The 17,237-nt window shown below is 73.8% G+C and carries 23 protein-coding genes; 6 read left to right on the top strand and 17 right to left on the bottom strand.

The window, feature by feature from the left end:
• Window positions 1-4: 4 nt before the first annotated feature.
• Window positions 5-580: a dihydrofolate reductase family protein gene (locus AB0I41_RS11850; protein WP_357105218.1), complete on the top strand. Its 576-nt coding sequence runs from the start codon at window positions 5-7 to the stop codon at window positions 578-580.
• Between the two features lie 71 nt (window positions 581-651).
• Here AB0I41_RS11850 and AB0I41_RS11845 read toward each other — a convergent pair whose 3' ends face one another.
• From AB0I41_RS11845 to AB0I41_RS11825, 5 genes are all read right to left on the bottom strand, one after another.
• Window positions 652-1,386, bottom strand: a complete 735-nt coding sequence (locus AB0I41_RS11845; RefSeq protein WP_357105215.1) for an alanyl-tRNA editing protein — start codon at window positions 1,384-1,386, stop codon at window positions 652-654.
• 11 nt (window positions 1,387-1,397) lie between these two features.
• Entirely contained in the window at window positions 1,398-2,285 is an 888-nt protein-coding gene (locus tag AB0I41_RS11840; protein ID WP_357105212.1) for an alpha/beta hydrolase, read from the bottom strand.
• Entirely contained in the window at window positions 2,282-2,596 is a 315-nt protein-coding gene (locus AB0I41_RS11835; RefSeq protein ID WP_088964374.1) for a DUF2516 family protein, read from the bottom strand. The genes AB0I41_RS11840 and AB0I41_RS11835 overlap by 4 nt, the downstream gene beginning before the upstream one ends.
• A 74-nt stretch (window positions 2,597-2,670) precedes the next feature.
• Complete coding sequence (locus AB0I41_RS11830) at window positions 2,671-3,357, bottom strand: hypothetical protein (protein WP_357105209.1); 687 nt, start codon at window positions 3,355-3,357, stop codon at window positions 2,671-2,673.
• A complete protein-coding gene (locus tag AB0I41_RS11825; RefSeq protein ID WP_357105206.1) occupies window positions 3,354-3,938 on the bottom strand; it encodes a helix-turn-helix transcriptional regulator in 585 nt (194 codons plus the stop codon). Before AB0I41_RS11825 ends, AB0I41_RS11830 begins: the two co-directional genes overlap by 4 nt.
• 116 nt (window positions 3,939-4,054) lie before the next feature.
• Here AB0I41_RS11825 and AB0I41_RS11820 point away from each other — a divergent pair, with 116 nt between their 5' ends.
• Window positions 4,055-4,846, top strand: coding sequence for an alpha/beta hydrolase (locus tag AB0I41_RS11820; protein WP_357105310.1), 792 nt, complete (start codon window positions 4,055-4,057; stop codon window positions 4,844-4,846).
• 329 nt (window positions 4,847-5,175) lie between these two features.
• Here the strand turns inward: AB0I41_RS11820 and AB0I41_RS11815 are convergent, their stop codons facing one another.
• The 4 genes from AB0I41_RS11815 to AB0I41_RS11800 form a co-directional block, all read right to left on the bottom strand.
• Window positions 5,176-6,135: an asparaginase gene (locus tag AB0I41_RS11815; protein WP_357105203.1), complete on the bottom strand. Its 960-nt coding sequence runs from the start codon at window positions 6,133-6,135 to the stop codon at window positions 5,176-5,178.
• A 94-nt stretch (window positions 6,136-6,229) separates the two neighbouring features.
• Window positions 6,230-7,057 carry a 3-keto-5-aminohexanoate cleavage protein gene (locus AB0I41_RS11810; RefSeq protein WP_357105200.1) on the bottom strand — a complete coding sequence of 276 codons (828 nt, stop codon included), beginning with the start codon at window positions 7,055-7,057 and terminating at the stop codon, window positions 6,230-6,232.
• Window positions 7,058-7,114: 57 nt separating this feature from the next.
• The gene (locus AB0I41_RS11805; RefSeq protein WP_357105197.1) at window positions 7,115-8,227 is read right to left on the bottom strand and encodes a folate-binding protein; all 1,113 of its coding nucleotides are present in this window, start codon (window positions 8,225-8,227) and stop codon (window positions 7,115-7,117) included.
• Window positions 8,224-8,628: a Fur family transcriptional regulator gene (locus AB0I41_RS11800; protein ID WP_357105307.1), complete on the bottom strand. Its 405-nt coding sequence runs from the start codon at window positions 8,626-8,628 to the stop codon at window positions 8,224-8,226. Before AB0I41_RS11800 ends, AB0I41_RS11805 begins: the two co-directional genes overlap by 4 nt.
• Window positions 8,629-8,720: 92 nt before the next feature.
• Here AB0I41_RS11800 and AB0I41_RS11795 point away from each other — a divergent pair, with 92 nt between their 5' ends.
• On the top strand, window positions 8,721-9,569 hold the full coding sequence (locus tag AB0I41_RS11795; protein WP_357105194.1) for an aminotransferase class IV: 849 nt from the start codon (window positions 8,721-8,723) through the stop codon (window positions 9,567-9,569).
• A gap of 14 nt (window positions 9,570-9,583) precedes the next feature.
• Here the strand turns inward: AB0I41_RS11795 and AB0I41_RS11790 are convergent, their stop codons facing one another.
• Both AB0I41_RS11790 and mtfM read right to left on the bottom strand, forming a co-directional pair.
• Window positions 9,584-10,174, bottom strand: coding sequence for an FABP family protein (locus AB0I41_RS11790; RefSeq protein WP_357105192.1), 591 nt, complete (start codon window positions 10,172-10,174; stop codon window positions 9,584-9,586).
• Window positions 10,175-10,178: 4 nt separating this feature from the next.
• Window positions 10,179-10,283, bottom strand: a complete 105-nt coding sequence (mtfM, locus tag AB0I41_RS11785; RefSeq protein WP_357105190.1) for a small membrane protein MtfM — start codon at window positions 10,281-10,283, stop codon at window positions 10,179-10,181.
• Window positions 10,284-10,295: 12 nt separating this feature from the next.
• Here mtfM and AB0I41_RS11780 point away from each other — a divergent pair, with 12 nt between their 5' ends.
• Window positions 10,296-10,670 carry a DsrE family protein gene (locus AB0I41_RS11780; RefSeq protein ID WP_357105188.1) on the top strand — a complete coding sequence of 125 codons (375 nt, stop codon included), beginning with the start codon at window positions 10,296-10,298 and terminating at the stop codon, window positions 10,668-10,670.
• A 35-nt stretch (window positions 10,671-10,705) separates the two neighbouring features.
• Here the strand turns inward: AB0I41_RS11780 and AB0I41_RS11775 are convergent, their stop codons facing one another.
• The 6 genes from AB0I41_RS11775 to AB0I41_RS11750 form a co-directional block, all read right to left on the bottom strand.
• The gene (locus tag AB0I41_RS11775) at window positions 10,706-11,494 is read right to left on the bottom strand and encodes a hypothetical protein (protein ID WP_357105304.1); all 789 of its coding nucleotides are present in this window, start codon (window positions 11,492-11,494) and stop codon (window positions 10,706-10,708) included.
• Window positions 11,495-11,629: 135 nt separating this feature from the next.
• Window positions 11,630-11,959, bottom strand: a complete 330-nt coding sequence (locus AB0I41_RS11770) for a DUF1416 domain-containing protein (RefSeq protein ID WP_357105185.1) — start codon at window positions 11,957-11,959, stop codon at window positions 11,630-11,632.
• A 1-nt stretch (window position 11,960) separates the two neighbouring features.
• The gene (locus AB0I41_RS11765; RefSeq protein ID WP_357105183.1) at window positions 11,961-12,836 is read right to left on the bottom strand and encodes a sulfurtransferase; all 876 of its coding nucleotides are present in this window, start codon (window positions 12,834-12,836) and stop codon (window positions 11,961-11,963) included.
• Between the two features lie 204 nt (window positions 12,837-13,040).
• Window positions 13,041-13,118, bottom strand: coding sequence for an Ms5788A family Cys-rich leader peptide (locus AB0I41_RS11760; RefSeq protein WP_323135737.1), 78 nt, complete (start codon window positions 13,116-13,118; stop codon window positions 13,041-13,043).
• Between the two features lie 118 nt (window positions 13,119-13,236).
• The gene (locus tag AB0I41_RS11755; protein WP_357105180.1) at window positions 13,237-14,025 is read right to left on the bottom strand and encodes a DUF2993 domain-containing protein; all 789 of its coding nucleotides are present in this window, start codon (window positions 14,023-14,025) and stop codon (window positions 13,237-13,239) included.
• Between the two features lie 106 nt (window positions 14,026-14,131).
• Window positions 14,132-15,178: a hypothetical protein gene (locus tag AB0I41_RS11750; protein ID WP_357105178.1), complete on the bottom strand. Its 1,047-nt coding sequence runs from the start codon at window positions 15,176-15,178 to the stop codon at window positions 14,132-14,134.
• A gap of 252 nt (window positions 15,179-15,430) precedes the next feature.
• Here AB0I41_RS11750 and AB0I41_RS11745 point away from each other — a divergent pair, with 252 nt between their 5' ends.
• Window positions 15,431-16,144, top strand: a complete 714-nt coding sequence (locus AB0I41_RS11745) for a response regulator transcription factor (protein WP_357105175.1) — start codon at window positions 15,431-15,433, stop codon at window positions 16,142-16,144.
• Between the two features lie 200 nt (window positions 16,145-16,344).
• Entirely contained in the window at window positions 16,345-17,208 is an 864-nt protein-coding gene (locus AB0I41_RS11740) for a polysaccharide deacetylase family protein (RefSeq protein WP_357105173.1), read from the top strand.
• Window positions 17,209-17,237: the final 29 nt, after the last annotated feature.

Genomic DNA, 17,237 nt, shown 5'->3' with positions numbered 1-17,237 from the left:
ACCAATGCGCACCCTGATCGCCACCGCGTTCGTCTCGCTCGACGGCGTCATCGAGGCGCCCGGCGGAGAACCGGGCTACCGCAACTCGGACTGGACCTTCAACGACATCGAGTTCGACGAGGCCGCCTACGAGATCAAAGGCCGCGAGCAGGACGAGGCCGCGGCTATGATGCTGGGCCGGGTCAGCTACCAGGCATTCTCGCCGGTGTGGCCGGACATGACCGCGGAGTTCTCCCGCTACAACGCGATGCCGAAGTACGTCGTGTCGACCACGCTGCAGGAGCAGAACCTGGTGTCCAACTGGGGCGAGACCAGCATCCTCCGTTCACTGGACGACGTCGCCGCACTCAAGGCGACCGAGGGCGGGGCGATCATCATCCACGGCAGCGCCACCCTGAACCGCAGCCTGTCCGATGCCCACCTGATCGACCGCTACCACCTGCTGGTCTTCCCGGTCCTGCTCGGCGCGGGCAAGCGGCTGTTCAGCGACACCGACAAGGACAAGCAGAACCTCAAGCTCGTCGAGAGCGAGTCCTACGCCAACGGAATCCAGAAGCTGGTCTACGACGTCGTCCGCTGACCCACCGCACACCGTCACCCGCCGCACCGGGTCCCCGGCAACGGCCCGCCGGTGCCGGGGACCTCACCCGCTCAGTCCGCGAGCCGGACGCGGACCCGGCGGTTGGCGCGGCCCTTGCTCTCCACCTTGACCACCTGCACCTTGCCGATCTGGGCGGTCGAGGCGACGTGCGTGCCGCCGTCAGCCTGCACGTCCAGCCCGACGATGTCGACGATCCGGACCTCCTGCTCGTCCGGCGGAATCAGGTTGGACTGGGTACGGATGATGTCCGGCAGGGCCAGCGCCTCGGCCCGGGGCAGCACCCGCACGGCGACCGACCGGTCGGCGGTCACCTCGGCGTTGACCAGCTCCTCGATCCGGGTCTTGAAGTCCGGCGGCACCTCGGGCAGGTTGAAGTCCATCCGGGCCTCGCCCGGCTCCATGTTGCCGCCGGTGACCAGCGCGCCGAAGTCGCGGAACACCACCCCGCAGAGCACGTGCAGGCCCGAGTGGGTACGCATCAGCCGGGTCCGGCGGTCGTCCTCCACCGCGCCGGTGACCGTGGTGCCGGGCGGCGGCACCGGGTCACCCTCGGCGGGGATCAGGTAGAGGTCGTCGCCCTTGCGGGTGCCGACGATCCGGGTCTGCACGCCCTGCCAGAGCAGCACACCGTGGTCCGGCGGCTGACCACCGCCGCCCGGGTAGAACGCCGACCGGTCCAGCACGACGCCCTGCTCGTCGGCGGCCAGCACCGTGCACTCCCACTCCCGCAGGGTGGGGTCGGCGAGGTCGAGGCGGTGCGTACGGCCGTGGTGTGTGACGCCCATGACAGCAGACGTTACCCGTTGAGGAACGTCGAGATCCGCTCCCGCAGGTCGGCGCGTTCCGACCAGAGCACGCCCGGCCGGTCGTACACGTGCAGGGTGGCGTGCGGCAGCGCGGCGGCCAGCTCCTCGGCCACGTGCGCCGGGTGCAGGTCGTCGCCGGCGCAGCCGATCACCAGCACCGGAGCGGTCACCGCGGCGAGCGCCGAGACGTCCCGCAGCGGGGCCTGCTCCGGCAGGTCGGCCAGCCCGGGGGCGAGCCCGTCGCGGAGCAGCTGGTCGAGCCGCTGCCGCAGGTACGCCCAGCCGGCCGGGGTGTTGCGCACCGCCGTCGGCAGCTCCAGCGAGACCACGTCGGCGACGGCCGAGGCGTCCCCGCCGGCCACCGCGTCCAACAGGTCGGTCAGCCGTTCCCGGGCGACCGGGCCGCGCGGGGTGTCGAGCACCGCCGGCAGGAAGAAGACCAGCTTCTCGAAGCGGTCGGGGCTGTCCGCCAGCAGCCCGCAGAGCGCCCCGGCGCCGAGGCTGGCCCCGAAGGCGCGGGTGGCCACACTGAGGTCGGCGACCGCCCGCAGGTCGCGGGCGAGGTCCAGGTAACTCCACGGGCCGGGCGGCGCCTCGGAGCGCCCGTGCCCCCGGAACTGGAAGAAGATCTTGCGGCCGGTGACCGCGCTGCCGAACGGGCGGGTGGTGGCGATGCCGTTGCCCAGCCCGTGTGCGAAGACGGTGACCGGGTCACCGGCGCCGGTTACCAGCCGTTCCAGCCGTACGCCGTGCGGCGTGGTGACCAGCTCGGTCTCCGGCTCGGGCAGGGCCGGGCGCCCGGTACGCGGGCCGCCCGGGCCGGGCCCCCAGGTGCGGGGTCCGCCGTCGGGCGGTGGGGGCCAGCGGAAACCCCTCACCAGAACCCTTTGCCGTCGTGCAGGTCACGCAGCCCGACGCGGACGTCGAGCAGGTAGATCAGGCCGGCCGCGATGCCGATCAGCCCGAAGATGCTGAGCGCGCCGAAGCCGAGCAGGGTGAGCACCAGACAGACCGCCAGGATGGCGATCCAGCCACCCTTGGGCAGGGTGCCGATCGCCGGAAACGCGTCGGCCCGCTGGGTGATGGCGTGCACCAGGGCGACGCCCTGCACGATCAGCGCGAACACGAGCAGGATCCGGTCGATCACGAAGACGACGTCGAAGACGAAGATCGGCGCGGCGATGGCCATGCCGGCCAGCATATGCCGACGACCCCGGAAACGCCCCACAGGACGCTTCCGAGGTCGTACCGATGGTGGCCCGGTTACTCGGCGGCCGGGCGGGTCCGCTTGGTGGTCTTCGGCAGCTTCGCCGACGGGGTGGCGGTCGGCTCGGCGGCCCGGGCGGACCGGGCGGCCCGCGGCCGGGTGCTCTTCGCCGCGGCCGGCTTGGCCTCGACGACCTCGGCCACGTCGGCCGGGGTGGGGTTCCCGGTCCCCGCCTCGGCCGGAGTGACAGCCGGCGCGACCTCGGTCTTCACCTCGGCAGGGAGGGTGGCGTCGGTCGCCTCGATGTCGGCGTTGACGGTGTCGGCGGCCCCCAGCACGCCGGCGCCGACCACGCGCTCGCCACGGGCGATCAACGCACCGTACGCGGCCAGCGCCCGCTCCTGGGCGGCCTGCGCGCCGACCAGCAGCGCGGCGGCGTTGCGGGCCGCGACCTCGCGCACCTTGTCCAGGTCGAGGTCGCCCGGGACGGCCTTGTCGCGCAGGCCGGTCGCGGTCAGGTTGGCGGTCTTGAAGGTCTCGGTGGCCTTCTGGCGCAGCTCGACACCTGTGACGACGGCCTTGCCGCCGATCTCGGTGGCGACCTTGGTGCCGTCGGTGGCGATCTTGGTGCCCAGCTCGCTCACCACGGCGGGGAGCTTGCGGAGCTGCTGGTACGCCAGCTCGCCGGCGCCGGCGGCGGCGTAGAGCGGGGCCGGGATGCGGTTGGTCTTCGGCTGGGTCATGACTTCTCCTCCTCGGCCGCTCCGGCGGCCTTGCTGTCGGGAATGCCGGGAGCGGACGCCTGGCCCGCCTCGGTGACGGCGACCGATTCGAGGACCGCCTCGGTCGGGGTGCCGTCCGGGGTGGTGGGGCCGGTCGCGGCCGGCGTGGCGGTGGCGGCCGCTTCGGTCGGCTCCGCCGGTGGGGTGGGTTCCGCCGCCGGGGTGGCGTCCGGGCCGGCCGCGGCGGTCGCCTCGGCGAGCCGGATGTTCTCCCGGCGGAAGGTCTCGTAGATCTGGCTCAGCGACTGCTTCTGCGCCATCGTCAGGTCGGGATCGACGGCGATCGCCGCGAGCACTCCCTGACCCTCCTTGTCGTCGAGCAGCCCGGCGCGCAGGTACATCGCCGGGGTGGAGACCCGCAGCGCGCTGGCGAGCTGCTGGAGGACCTCGGCGCTCGGCTTGCGCAGCCCGCGCTCGATCTGGCTGAGGTACGGGTTGCTCACCCCGGCCTGCTCGGCGAGCTGGCGCAGCGAGATCTTGGCGTTCCGGCGCAGGTCACGGATGAATCCGCCGACGTCGGGTAGATCCTTGGGTGCGGCCATGAGCCCAACGGTAGTCCGCGATGCTAACTACAGCAAGCAAAACGCTAGCCAGAGTTAGCAAGCTAACGATAGCGGTTGCATACCGCGTGTCCGGTCCGTAGCTTGCACGCGTGACGATGATCGACATCAACGACGCGCGGCTCGCGTACGACGACCTGGGCACCGGCAGCCCGGTGCTCCTGCTGCACGCCGGCATCGCGGACCGGCGGATGTGGCGGGGCCTGCTGCCCGCCCTCGCCGAGCGGCACCGGGTGGTCGCGCTCGACCTGCGCGGCTACGGCGACTCCGAGCTGCCGCCGGCCTCCTTCGCCCACCACGACGACGTGGTCGCGGTGCTGGACGCGCTGGGCATCGACCGAGCCGCCCTGGTCGGCTGCTCGTTCGGCGGGGCGGTGGCGATCGACACCGCGCTGGCGCACCCGGAACGGGTGTCCGCGCTCGCGCTCTTCGGCTCGGCCGTCTCCGGCAACGAGTGGTCCGAGGAGGCCGAACAGCTCTGGGAGACGCTGGTCGGCGAGGTGGACCCGGAGGACTTCGCGGCGAGCGCGGCCGGCGAGGTGCGGTTCTGGGTGGTCGGCCCCGGCCGCCGCCCGGAGGACGTCGACCCGGGCCTGGTCGCCTTCGCCGAGGAGATGGACCAGCGGGCGCTCGCCGCCGAGCTGGCGCTCAGCGCGGTCGAGGTCGACGACCTCGACCCGCCGGCGATCGAACGCCTCGGCGAGCTGCGGCTGCCGGTGCTGGTCACCGCCGGCGCGGCCGACGTCCCGGACATCTCCCGGCTCGCCGACCGGATCGCGGCCGAGGTGCCCGGCGCGGTGCGCCTGCCCGACGTGCCGGACGCCGCCCACCTGTTGCCGCTGGAACGCCCGGAGGCGGTCGACGCCGCCCTGCGCGACTTCCTGGGCTGAGCCGGACCGGGCACCGGGCACGGGCACCGGGCACGGGCACCGGGCATGGGCACCGGGCATGGGCACCGCGCCTTCCGGCACACGGAGAGCGCCGGCCTGCCTGCCCGAACCAGCCGGCTACTGGGGTGAGCTGCTAAGCGCCCGGGCCTGTCGCGGCCCGGTAAACATGTGGCCAGTGAGCCTCATGCCTGTCGGGCACAAATATGCCCGACAGGCATGACGCTCACGAGAGTGTCCGGCCAGCCGGGCATCACGGTCGGTAGCCGGCGGTGGGCCGGCACCGCGGAAGGCCGGCACCGCAGAAGGCCGGCACCACGGAAGGCGGGGCATCACCAGACCGGGCGCACCGCGCCGACCGGCAGGCCGCCGCCGAGCAGCGGCAGTTCGGCGTACTCGGTCAGCACCGGGGCCTCGACGCCCAGCCGGCGCAGCGCGGAGACCAGCACCGGCATCCGGGCCCGGGCCGCGCCGTCGTCGATCTTGAGAGCGACCGCACCCAGGCCGGGGACGGCCGCGGCGATCACACCCTCCGCGCCCACCTTGGCCAGTGCCCCGGGTACGCCCCGCATCAGCCGGGTGTCGTCGGCCCCGGTCCCGCCCACCAGCTCCGGGTACGCCCGCATCGCGTCGGACACGGTCCGCTCCACCGAGCCCGGTTCGGCGGAGACCAGCCGCAGGTACGCCCGGGCCAGCCCGGTCAGCGACACGGCCAGCACCGGCGCGCCGCAGCCGTCCACCCCGACGGCCGCCACCTCCTCGCCGGTGAACTCCTCGACGGTGGCAGTCAGCCGCTGCTGCAACGGGTGCTCCGGACGCCAGTAGCCGTCCAGCGGCCAGCCGGCGGCCACGCAGGTCAGCAGCATCCCGCTGTGCTTGCCGGAGCAGTTCATCTGCACCCGGGTCGGCCCGCCGCCGGCGCGCAGCACCGCCTCCCGGGCGGCCTCACCGACGGGCAGGTCGGGCGGGCAGTGCAGGGCCGAGCCGTCCAGCCCGACCCGGGCCAGCAGCGCCTCCACCCGGGCCAGGTGGAACTCCTCGCCGGCGTGGCTGGCCGAGACCAGCGCCACGTCGGCCGGATCGGTCAGCGGCAGGCCGGCGCGCAGCATCCCGACCGCCTGCATCGGCTTGCTCGCCGAACGCGGGAAGACCGGCGAGGTGACGTCCCCCGCCCCGGCCACCGGCGCGCCACCGACGTCGAGCACCACCACCGAGCCGCGGTGCACGCCCTCCACGAAACCGGACCGGACCACCTCGGCGAGCGGCACGCCGCCCTCGTACGTCACTCCCACGGGGTGGACGGTACCGACGCCCCCGGCGGGCTCGGCAGCCGGGTGACCAGGGACGTCGGCCGTCGCCGTACAGGAGCGTCCGGCGGGGCCGGCCTTACAGGCCGAGCAGCGCGCGGGCCTCGGCGGTGGTCAGCGGCGGACGCTGGGCGAGCTGGGCGAAACCGACCGCCCGGGCGACCAGCTGCATGTTGGACTCCACCGGCTGGCCCTTGGCGTACGTGACGGTGTCCTCCATGCCGACCCGCAGGTGGCCGCCGGTCGAGAGGGAGGCCAGCAGCACCGGGAGGGTGCTGCGCCCGACGCCGGTGGCCGAGAAGGTGGTGCCCTCCGGCAGGTCGCGCAGCGCCTGGTGGGCGGCGACCAGCGCCTGCGTGGTGCCCGGCATGCCACCCGGCACGCCCATCACGAAGTCGACGTGCACGTGGCCGCCGTGCGGCAGCCCGTACCTGCCGAGCAGCCGCTGGAGGGCGGTGAGGTGGCCGAGGTCGAAGATCTCGTACTCGGGGACGATGCCGCGCTCCTGCATCCGGGTGTGCAGGTCGACGATGAACTCCCACCGGTTGAGGAAGACGTCGTCGCCGAAGTTCAGCGTGCCCATGGTGCAGGAGGCCATGTCCGGCCCGGCGTCGAGCACGGCCAGGCGGGCGGACTCCGGGTCGGTCACCGCGCCACCTGAGGAAAGCTGCACGATCAGGTCAGTGCCCTCCCGCAGCGCCGCCACGGTCTCCCGCAGCCGCCCCTGGTCCAGGGTCGGCTGCGCCTCGTCGTCGCGGATGTGGACGTGGATCACGGCGGCACCGAGCGCCTCGCACTCCTTGGCGGTCAGCAGCAACTCGTCGAGGGTCACCGGCAGCGCCGGCACCTCCGCCTTGGCCGACTCCGCGCCGGTGGGGGCAACCGTGATCAACGTCCCTGTCGTCATGCCGGCGATCCTAGACGCCCCGCTCGGGCCGAGTCGACAGCCGGACTGAACGCAGGTTCAGGACGGGTCGATCGCCGCCGCGGTCCCCCCCACCAGCAGGCGGGCGTCGTCGGGGACGTTGCGCTTGACCACGGCGAGGGCGACCTGCCCCAGCTCGTAGTGGTGCACCGCGGTGCCGACGAAGCCGACCGCCCGGCCGTCCAGGGTCACCGGGGTGCCGGCGGCCGGCGGCTGGTCGGTGGTCACCCCGTCCAGGTGCAGCAGTACGAGCCGGCGCGGCGGCTTGCCCATGTTGTGCACCCGGGCCACCGTCTCCTGCCCCCGGTAGCAGCCCTTGTCCAGGTGCACCGCCGGGGCGATCAGACCCACCTCGGCGGGGATGGTCCGGTGGTCGGTGTCCACCCCGACCCGGGTCCGTCGGGCGGCCGCCCGCACCGCCTCGTACGCCCACAGCCCGGCCACCGGCACCCCGTTGCCGCGCAGCTCGGCGACGACCTGGTCCATCGCAGCCCGGGGCACCAGCAGGTCCACGCCGAGCGGGACCCGGCGGGCCCAGCCGCCGACGGGCAGCGGCCGCACGTCGTACACGGCGGTGGGCCGGGGCGGCAGCTCGCCGGAGCGGAACTTCGGGCCCGGCACCGCGACCACGTCGGGGTCGGCCAGGCCGGTGACGCCGAGCGCCGCGACGGCGGTGGCCGCCTCCGGACCGACCAGCGAGAGCAGCGCGTGGTCGGCGGTCGCGTCGCGCGGCTCGACCCGGCTGAAGAACCGCATCTTCTCCAGGTACGCCAGCAGCCCCTCGGTGGCGCCCGGCTCGGTGTCGAGCCAGGTCGTCTCGCCGTCGTCGGCGACCATGGCGTGCTGCTCGACATGCCCGTGCGGGCTGAGCACCAGCAGCTCGGTGCCCTGCCAGGGCTTCAGCGCGGCCAGGTGCTGGCTGGTCAGCGTGTGCAGCCAGCCGATGCGCTCCTCGCCGGGCACCGCTACCACGCCCCGGTGCGACCGGTCGACCAGGCCGACGCCGGTGGCCAGGGTGCGCTGCTCGCGCATCGGGTCGCCGTAGTGCGCGGCGACGCCCCGGACCCCGGCCGCACGGTGCGCCGGCTCCGGCTGGTCGCGGCTGGACTCGTCGATCGCCTCGACGGCCACCGCTCCCGCGATGTCGATCATTTCGGTTCCCCGTCCTCGCAGTGGCCGCAGACGCCGAAGAGCGCCACGTGCCCGATGTCGACCCGGAACCCGCGCTCGGCCACGAGCTGGTCGGCGAGGGGGCGGAGCAGCTCGGGATCGATCTCGTCGATCGCCCCGCACTCGCGGCAGACCAGGTGGACGTGCTGGTGCTCACCCGCCGCGTGGTAGGTCGGCGACCCGTGTGACAGGTGGGTGTGGGTCACCAGCCCGAGCCGTTCCAGCAGCTCCAGGGTCCGGTAGATGGTGGTGATGTTGACGCCGGCGGCGACCTCCCGGACCGCCGTGTGCACCTGCTCCGGCGTGGCGTGCCCCAGGTCCAGCACGGCCTGGAGCACCAGCTGCCGCTGCGCCGTCAGCCGCAGCCCACGGGAGCGGAGCATTTCCGCGAGGGAGGATTCGGACACCGTCCGATCATAGTTCGGCCGCCGCACCGCCTCCGGACAGCGGGCGTACGCCACTAGGCTCGGCGGTCATGGAGGCATCGAGGATCGCCGTGCTCGGCCGGGGCGTCGTACCGGTCGGGGAGCCGGTGCTGCGGGGTGACGACCTCGGCGTGCTGCGCGGCGACGGCCTGTTCGAGACCATGCACCTGCGCGACGGGCGACCCTGGCTGCGTGGGGCGCACCTGGCCCGGCTGCGGGCCGGTGCCGCCGCCGTGGAGCTGCCGCTGCCGCCCGAGGCCGCCCTGGTCGAGCTGCTGGAGAGCGTGGCCGCCGGGTGGCCCGCCAAGGTGGAGGGCGCGCTGCGGCTGGTCTGCACCCGGGGCCCCGAGGGCGGCGGGCTACCGACCGTCTACGCCATTCTGGGCGAGGTCGCGCCGGCGGCGAAGCGGGCCCGACGGGACGGCGTGCGGGTGGCCACCCTCTCCCTGGGTGTGCCCGCGGCGGCCCGCCCAGAGCTGGACTGGCTCCCCGCCGGCATCAAGTCCACCTCCTACGGGGCGAGCACCGCCGCCCGGCGCTGGGCCGCCCGCAACGGCGTGGACGACGTGCTCTGGGTCTCCACTGACGGGTACGCCCTGGAGGGGCCGAGCGCGAACGTGGTCTGGCTGGCGGGCGGGACGCTCTGCACCGTCCCGGCCGCGGCGACCGGCATCCTGCCCGGCACCACCTGCGCCTGGCTCCTCGCCCACGCCGGCGAGGTAGGTCTCGCCGCCGACGAGCGGATGGTCACGCCGCGGGAACTGGACCGCGCCGACGGCGTGTGGCTCACCTCGTCCGTCCGCGGCCTGGTCGAGATCCACACCCTGAACGGCCACGACCTCCCACCCAGCGCCCACACCCGGGCCCTCCAGAACCTTCTCGCCTTCCCCCTCCCCTGACGGGAGGTGTCGGGTCAGCCGGCTACCCGGGTGAGGCGGGCGGAGAGGTGGGGGGAGAGGGCGTGGCCCATGCCGGCCATCTCCTGGGCGTACAGCAGCGCGCCCTCGACGATGCCGAAGAGGCGGGCGCCGGCGGTGACCTCCTTGGCGGTCGAGGTCCGCACGACCGCGTCGGTGGCGAACTCGATCTGGGTGCCGGTGCGCTTGCCGAGGTAGAGCTCCATGATCCCGGTCGGGCTCATCATCAGGGCCTCCAGCTCGTCGGTGGCCCGCTCGCCGCTGAGCACCGGACGCCACCAGCCGACCTCACGCCCGGCGGGCCGGACCGGCCGGCTCTGCGCGTCGAGGATCCACGCCCGCGACTCGTAGAACAGGAACGGCCGACCGTCGTGGCTGATCCGGATCTCCTGGCCGAAGTCGAAGTCCTCGATGGTGGGGAAGCCGCCCCGGCCCCGACCACGCCACACCCCGACGTACGGCAGCAGGCCGTCGAGCGCCGGGTGCAGCTTCGGGCCGACCCGCAGGTCGTGGCTCTCCTCGTACGGGTACTCCTCGACCGGCGGCGCGTTCAGCCATGGCGGCTGCAGGGGGTTCTCGTCGCTCACCGGTTCACCAACGTCCTCTCGATATGCGTACGGCAAGGTAGACCAGGCCACCGGCGAACGCGCCCAGGCCCGCGACCAGCAGGCTGACGAACCCGATCTCGGTAACCATCATGGTCATCCTATGCTGGGCGTCATGGCCCGCACTCTCGTCGTCAAGGCCACCGCCGGAGCGGACGCACCGGAGCGGTGCGCCCAGGCCTTCACGGTCGCCGCCACCGCCGCCGCAGCCGGGGTGGAGGTGTCGCTCTGGCTGACCGGCGAGTCGACCTGGTTCGCCCTCCCCGGTCGGGCGGAGCAGTTCGAGCTGCCGCACTCGGCGCCCCTGGCCGAACTGCTGCACATCATCCTCACCACCGGCCGGGTCACCGCCTGTACGCAGTGCGCCGCCCGGCGGGACATCGGCCCGGGCGACGTGCTGCCCGGCGTACGCATCGCGGGGGCGGCCGTCTTCGTCGAGGAGGTCATGGCCGAGGGGGCTCAGGCGCTGGTCTACTGACCGAACGGACGTCATGTCCGGACGGCGGGAGAGGATCAGCAGCCGGTGGAGGCGGACACCCGTACCTGCTCGCCGGCCGCGTCGGCCAGGACGACGACCGCGCCGCGCCGGTAGGCGTACACCTCGGGGGTGTCGATCACCGCGGCGCCGGCGGCCAGCGGCTTCAGCCCGGCCAGCGACACCGGCGCGGGACCGGCGGTGACCCACGCGGTCCGGGCGGCCCCGCCGCCGGGGCAGGGCGCGACGACCTGCCCCGGGGTGTCCGCCGGCCGGCCCAGCGCGCGCATCGCGTCGTCCAGGGCCGGCTCGGCGGGATACCCGGGGAGGAGCGTCACGTAGTCCACGTCGACCGGGCGGCAGCCGCTGTCGGCGGTCAGCCGGACCCGGCCGGCGGTGACCACCCGGCCCTCCACCGCGACGAACTCACCGGCGTCGGCGCGCAGGCGGGGGCCGTCGGAGGTGACCCGGACCCCGGCCCGCCAGTCCGCCGGGAGCCGACCGGCGATCCCCTCCAACAGCGCCCGCTCCCCGCCGTCGGCCACCACCACGTCCAGGTCCCGGGCCAGCGTCGCCCCGTCGTCCATCGGGGTGACCCGGCAGCCCCGGTCGAGCCGCGGGGCGCCCATCTCCCAGGCGCCGTCGCCGGTCGCCGCGACGAGCTGACCGAGCGCCCGGTCGACCACCGGACCGGCCTGGTCCAGGGGGCGCTGCTCACGCACGGTCGGCGGGTCGTGCCGCACGGACCACCAGGTGAGCGCGCCCAGCAGCACCGCCCAGAGCACGGTCGCGGCCAGCAGCCAGCGCGGCCAGCCGCGGATGGGCACCGGCTCGGGAGGACCAGTCGGCGGGGCCCACCCCGCCTGGACAGCACCGCTCACCGTCCCATCGTGTCACGCGCCCGCGGGCGGGGCCGGTCACCCCGGATGGGGTGACCGGCCCCGGGCCGATCAGAGCGTGGGTCAGGCGACCGTCACGGAGACCTCGTTGATCCCCCGCCCGGCGGTCACGGCGGTGTCGCCGTTGCCGTGCCGGGAGAGCGCCCGCAGCGTCCAGCTGCCCGGCGCGGCGAAGAAGCGGAACTGCCCGGTCGGGGAGGTGACCACCTCGGCGGTGAACTCACCGGTCGAGTCGAGCAGCCGGACGTACGCGCCCGGCACGGCCTCGCCCGCGTCGGAGCGGACCACACCGGTGATGACGGTTTCCTTCTCCAGGTCCAGGCTGGCCGGCAGCGGCGCGGCCTGGTCCGGAGCGGCGCAACCCGCGGCGGTAGGGGCGGTAGGAGCAGTCATCTCAGGCCTCCCCGCCAGAGCTGTCCGACCCGGCTCCGCCGGGAGTGTCGCCGAGCGCCACCGGCACGCCGACCAGCGAGCCGTACTCGGTCCAGGATCCGTCGTAGTTCTTCACGTTGCGGTGGCCGAGCAGTTCCTGGAGCACGAACCAGGTGTGCGAGGAGCGCTCGCCGATCCGGCAGTAGGCGATGGTCTCCCTGCTGTCGTCCAGCCCGGCGTCGGCGTAGATCGTGCGCAGCTCGTCGTCGGACTTGAAGGTGCCGTCCTCGTTGGCCGCCTTCGACCACGGCACGCTGATCGCGGTGGGGATGTGTCCGGCCCGCTGCGCCTGCTCCTGCGGCAGGTGGGCGGGGGCGAGCAGCCGGCCGGCGAACTCGTCGGGGCTGCGCACGTCGACCAGGTTCCTGGTGCCGATCGCGTCGACCACCTCGTCGCGGAAGGCGCGGATCGAGGTGTCCGGCTCCTGCGCGACGTACTCGGTCTTCGGACGGGTCACCGGGTCGGTGACCAGCGGACGGGCGTCCAGCTCCCACTTCTTGCGGCCGCCGTCGAGCAGCTTGACGTCCCGGTGGCCGTAGAGCTTGAAGTACCAGTACGCGTACGCGGCGAACCAGTTGTTGTTGCCGCCGTACAGGATCACGGCGTCGTCGTTGCCGATGCCCCGCTCGGAGAGCAGCGCCTCGAACTGGGCCTTGTTGACAAAGTCCCGGCGGACCGGGTCCTGCAGGTCGGTCTTCCAGTCCAGCTTGATCGCACCGGCGATGTGGCCGGTGTCGTACGCCGAGGTGTCCTCGTCGACCTCGACGAAGACGACGCCCGGAGCGTCGATGTTCTTCTCGGCCCACTCGGCCGAGACGAGTGCGGTGTCGCGACTCATCAGATCACTCCCTGGTGAGGTGGATGGTGAGCCAGCGCGGGGATCGAAATCGGTGATTGTCGCACCACGCGCGGGACCCAAAGAGGAACGGATCACGGGTTCGTGCGACGGCGCCGCTGCCGGGCGTGCGGTGGGAGAGCACCGGGAGGGTACGCGGACCCTGGAAGCCGGTTGGCCGCTAGGCGGCCGGAGACAGCCCCGCCGTCAGATGACGGAGCGACACAGGCAGGTGGCCACGCGGCACAGGTCGACCGCGCGCCGTTTGGTGAGGTGCGTCCCCATGAGCAGGGAGCCTATCAGCCGTCCCGGAGAGCGCCACCGACCCGACCAGCATGCGGGACGCACCCCGGGACACGGCGACGGCCCGGCCGTGGGGCCGGGCCGTCGCCACGCCGCCGGCTCAGCCGGCGGAGTTGATCGGTACGTCCGTCGCGTCGGCGGTCACCGCCAGCCCCTCCGGCTTCGGCTCGACCTTGCGGACGTTGAGCTGGAACGGCAACTTGGGCAGGGGCACGTCGATCGAGATGCTCTTGGCGTAGTTGTTCAGCAGCGTCCGGGCCAGCGGCACCGCCGGCAGCCCCTCGGCGGTCAGGTCGTTGAAGCGCAGGGCCACCTTGTTGCCCTCGGCGACGGTCACGTCGGCGGTGCCGGTGACGGTGAGCTTCTGCCCCAGGATGTCCACCGGGGCGGTGACGACGAGCTTGCCGTTCTGCTCGCCGAGCTTCAGCCCGGGGCGGTCCAGCAGGGCGGCGAGGCTGTCGTAGGTGACGGTGCCGGTGCCGTTGACCTTCTTGGCGACCACCTCGCCGTTGCCCGAGCGGAGGGTGTCCAGCGAGGCCCGCACGTCACGGGCGTCCACGTCCAGCCGGGGCAGGCTCACCGCCTTGCCCTCGACCGAACCCCGCACGTCGGTCAGCACGATGGAGATCCGCTCGTAGCGCCCGTCGAGCACCTGGGTCAGGAACGGGAAGCCGCCGACATCCACCTTGGGCGGGGCGGACCGGGCGTTCTGCTTGGCGACCTCCCGCTCCACCTGGTCGGCGATGGCACGCTCGGCCACCCCGGCCGCCACCCGGTCAGCCACGACCAGCAGCCCGACCAGGAGCAGCACCAGGACGACCAGGGTGACCAGCACCTTGCGCCCCCGCCGCCGGGGACGCTCCTCGTACGCGGGGTACGCCTCTGCCACGCCGCCTCCTTGTCCGTCGCCGTCGCGGTCCCGCGACGCCCGTTCCTACCGGCGCCACCACGCGGCGCACCGTTGGTACCCGAGGGGTGGAACGCTCAACCGTAGGTCAGAGAAACAGCACGCACATCGCGTACGCGGCCGGCGCGGCCAGCGCGAACCCGCCGAGCGGCCCCTGCATGTGCCGGGCGATCCACATGGTCGGCGGCTCCCCGGCCATCAGCCGGCCCGCCTCGGCGTACCCGACGGCGAGGTCGGCCAGCACGGCGGTGGCGGCGGTGACCAGGCCGATCAGCGCCGCGCTGGTCGGGGTGAAGCCGACCAGGTAGCTGCCGAGCACCGCGCTGGTCAGGGTGCCGATCATCGCGCCGGCGACCACGCCGGCCGCGCCGCGCGGCACCTGCGGGGCGAGCCGGGGCCAGGGCAGCACCGCGTCGGTGACCCGGGCGACGGTGAGCGCGACGCCGGTGGCGGCCAGGCAGACGGTGATCGCCTGGGTGCCGGCCGGGATCCGGCTCAGCGTGATCAGCGTGGCGAACGCGACGACCCCGACCACGATGAGCAGGGTGGTGCCGAGCGAGTCGGTGACCCGGATCCGGTCCACCCGGCGGACGAGCTGACCCAGCACGCCGAGGACGAAACCGCCCGCGGCGACGTAGCCGAGCGGCGCGAGGCCGGCGATGTCGGACTGCACCGCGGCGACGTCCGCCGCCCCGGCGACGGCGGCGCTGACGACCGCGACCAGCATCAGGGCGGGCGGGCGCATGGCCATCGTCCAGGCGAGGACGAAGAGCAGCTGCACGCCGAAGACGATGAAGGCGAAGGGCAGCCGGTGCCCGGGCCCGGCGGTCTGCGCGCCGAGCACCAGACCGACGCCGAGCAGCGCGGCGAAGCCCGCGACGGTCATCGAGAGCGGCTTGCGCACGTCGACCGGCTCGACGAACTCCTCCTCCGGCTCGGCCGGCTCGTCGTCGGGCCGGCGGGGCGCGCCGCCCTTGCGGGCCCGGCGCGGCCCGCGCTCCCGCCGCTGCTCACCGTCGTCGGCCGGACCGGTGCGCGGGCCGGGCGGAAGGCCACGGACGGGGCCGGCCGGCCCCGGGCGGGCGTCGCCGGCCCACGGGTCACGGCCGGTCTCGGGCGAGGTGGAGGAAAACACGACCTGATCGTGCCAGACCAGGCGGCTCCGGCGGAGGTCACGGTTTCAGCAACGTTAAAACCTGCGGCGCGATCATGGGCAGAAGCCGCAAAAGGGGAAAGGACGAACGGGTCCCACCTGGGCGACCAGTTACGCTCAAGCCGTTACCCGCCCGTCAGCGACGCCGGGACCCACGCCAGTTCGCAGCGCCACGCCCCGTCGGGCTGCCGCTGGTCACGCGCGGCTTCGCGCCGCCGGGACGGAGGTGATCGTGTGGAGATCCTGTTGCTGGTGACCGCGCGCGCAGGTGAACCATCGGCAGTGCTGCCGGCGCTCGACCTGCTGCCGCACTCGGTCCGCACCGCGCCCCGCGACGTCCGCACCCTGGTCGCCGCGCCGAGCCCGGACGCGGTGCTGGTGGACGCGCGTTCCGAGCTGAGCGAGGCGCGGGCGACCTGCCGGATGCTGCACGCCACCGGCCTCGGAGTGCCGCTGGTGGCGGTGGTGACCGAGGCGGGGCTGATCGCGCTGAACGCCGACTGGGGCGTGGACGACGTCATCCTGGCCAGCGCCGGTCCGGCCGAGGTGGAGGCTCGGCTGCGCCTGGCGGTCGGCCGGCTGAGCGACGCCACCGCCGGCGCCGGTGGCTCGATCCGGGCCGGCGAGCTCACCATCGACCCGGACACCTACGCGGCCAAGCTGAAGGGCCGGCCGCTCGACCTCACCTACAAGGAGTTCGAGCTGCTGAAGTTCCTGGCCCAGCACCCGGGTCGGGTCTTCACCCGGGACCAGCTGCTCCGCGAGGTCTGGGGGTACGACTACTTCGGCGGCACCCGGACGGTGGACGTGCACGTCCGACGGCTGCGGGCCAAGCTCGGCTCGGAGTACGAGTCGATGATCGGCACGGTCCGCCAGGTGGGCTACAAGTTCGTGGTCCCGCCGTCGCGCTCGCTGCCCGAGGCGGAACACGCCCCGCTGCCGGTCTGAGCGGAGCACGTCCGGCCGTCCGGCTGGGCTCGACCGCCGCGATTCCACCCGTCCGGAGTGCTGTTTCCGGTACGCCCTTTTTGCCCCTCTTGCCGGTTCTATTCTCGGTGCGAGTCGGCGGCGAAAGGGGCAACGGTGCGTGCACTGACCACGGTGGCGACGAGGGGACCGGTTCGCGGTCCACATCGGCGGTGGCACTGATGGGCGCCCGGACCACCGGCCGCACCGTCGGCGTCGTCGTCCTCGTGCTGGCCGCCCTGCTCGGCTCCGCGTACGCGCTCGGCCGGAGCCTGATCCACGACCCGCCGCGATCCAGCTCCGGCGTCACGACCAGCGCCCACGGCGCCGACTACGGCGAGCAGCCGGCCGCAACCGCCTCCCCGGCGGGATCGCCGTCGAACCGCGCCGAGGCCGGGCAGGAGGCCGACCGCCGCCGCGCGGCCGAGAACCAGGACGACGGCCCGTTCGGCAGCCGGGTGAGCACCGGCTCCCCCGAGGTGGCGCTCACCTTCGACGACGGGCCGGACCCGCAGTACACCCCGCAGGTGCTGGAGCTGCTCCGCACGTTCCACGTCCGGGCCACCTTCTGCGTGGTCGGCGAGAACGCCCAGAGCTACCCGGACCTGATCCGGGCGATCGTGGCCGACGGGCACACCCTGTGCAACCACTCCTGGCAGCACGACGTGCAACTGGGCGAACGCTCCCCCAGCACGATCCGCGCCGACCTGCTGCGGACCAACCAGGCGATCCGGGACGCGGTGCCCGACGCTCCCATCGCCTGGTACCGGCAGCCCGGCGGGGCCTGGACGAAGCCGGTGGTGTCGGTCGCCGCGGAGCTGGGGATGACCTCGCTGCACTGGGACGTCGACCCGTCGGACTGGCAGATGCCTGGCGCCGCCCGGATCACCACCCTGGTCACCCGGGACGCCGGGCCCGGCTCGATCGTGCTGATGCACGACGCCGGCGGGGACCGGCAGGGGACGGTCGACGCGCTGCGCCGGATCCTGCCCGACCTGACCAGCCGGTTCCGCCTGGCGGCACTGCCGGTCGACGGCACCACCTGAGCCCCGCCGCCGATCCGGCTACGGTAACG

This window comes from Micromonospora sp. NPDC050200, from assembly GCF_040656135.1.
In the GTDB taxonomy this organism is placed as follows: domain Bacteria; phylum Actinomycetota; class Actinomycetes; order Mycobacteriales; family Micromonosporaceae; genus Micromonospora.
This window is presented reverse-complemented; position numbering and strand designations above follow the sequence as displayed.

Coding starts and splice junctions, on each gene's coding strand:
- AB0I41_RS11850 (WP_357105218.1), top strand. CDS start 5: ATGCGCACCCTGATCGCCACCGCGTTCGTCTCGCTCGACGGCGTCATC.
- AB0I41_RS11760 (WP_323135737.1), bottom strand. CDS start 13,118: ATGGGGACGCACCTCACCAAACGGCGCGCGGTCGACCTGTGCCGCGTG.
- AB0I41_RS11795 (WP_357105194.1), top strand. CDS start 8,721: ATGGAGGCATCGAGGATCGCCGTGCTCGGCCGGGGCGTCGTACCGGTC.
- AB0I41_RS11825 (WP_357105206.1), bottom strand. CDS start 3,938: ATGGCCGCACCCAAGGATCTACCCGACGTCGGCGGATTCATCCGTGAC.
- AB0I41_RS11835 (WP_088964374.1), bottom strand. CDS start 2,596: ATGGCCATCGCCGCGCCGATCTTCGTCTTCGACGTCGTCTTCGTGATC.
- mtfM (WP_357105190.1), bottom strand. CDS start 10,283: ATGGTTACCGAGATCGGGTTCGTCAGCCTGCTGGTCGCGGGCCTGGGC.
- AB0I41_RS11830 (WP_357105209.1), bottom strand. CDS start 3,357: ATGACCCAGCCGAAGACCAACCGCATCCCGGCCCCGCTCTACGCCGCC.
- AB0I41_RS11845 (WP_357105215.1), bottom strand. CDS start 1,386: ATGGGCGTCACACACCACGGCCGTACGCACCGCCTCGACCTCGCCGAC.
- AB0I41_RS11800 (WP_357105307.1), bottom strand. CDS start 8,628: ATGCTCCGCTCCCGTGGGCTGCGGCTGACGGCGCAGCGGCAGCTGGTG.
- AB0I41_RS11805 (WP_357105197.1), bottom strand. CDS start 8,227: ATGATCGACATCGCGGGAGCGGTGGCCGTCGAGGCGATCGACGAGTCC.
- AB0I41_RS11820 (WP_357105310.1), top strand. CDS start 4,055: ATGATCGACATCAACGACGCGCGGCTCGCGTACGACGACCTGGGCACC.
- AB0I41_RS11780 (WP_357105188.1), top strand. CDS start 10,296: ATGCTGGGCGTCATGGCCCGCACTCTCGTCGTCAAGGCCACCGCCGGA.
- AB0I41_RS11810 (WP_357105200.1), bottom strand. CDS start 7,057: ATGACGACAGGGACGTTGATCACGGTTGCCCCCACCGGCGCGGAGTCG.
- AB0I41_RS11740 (WP_357105173.1), top strand. CDS start 16,345: ATGGGCGCCCGGACCACCGGCCGCACCGTCGGCGTCGTCGTCCTCGTG.
- AB0I41_RS11770 (WP_357105185.1), bottom strand. CDS start 11,959: ATGACTGCTCCTACCGCCCCTACCGCCGCGGGTTGCGCCGCTCCGGAC.
- AB0I41_RS11765 (WP_357105183.1), bottom strand. CDS start 12,836: ATGAGTCGCGACACCGCACTCGTCTCGGCCGAGTGGGCCGAGAAGAAC.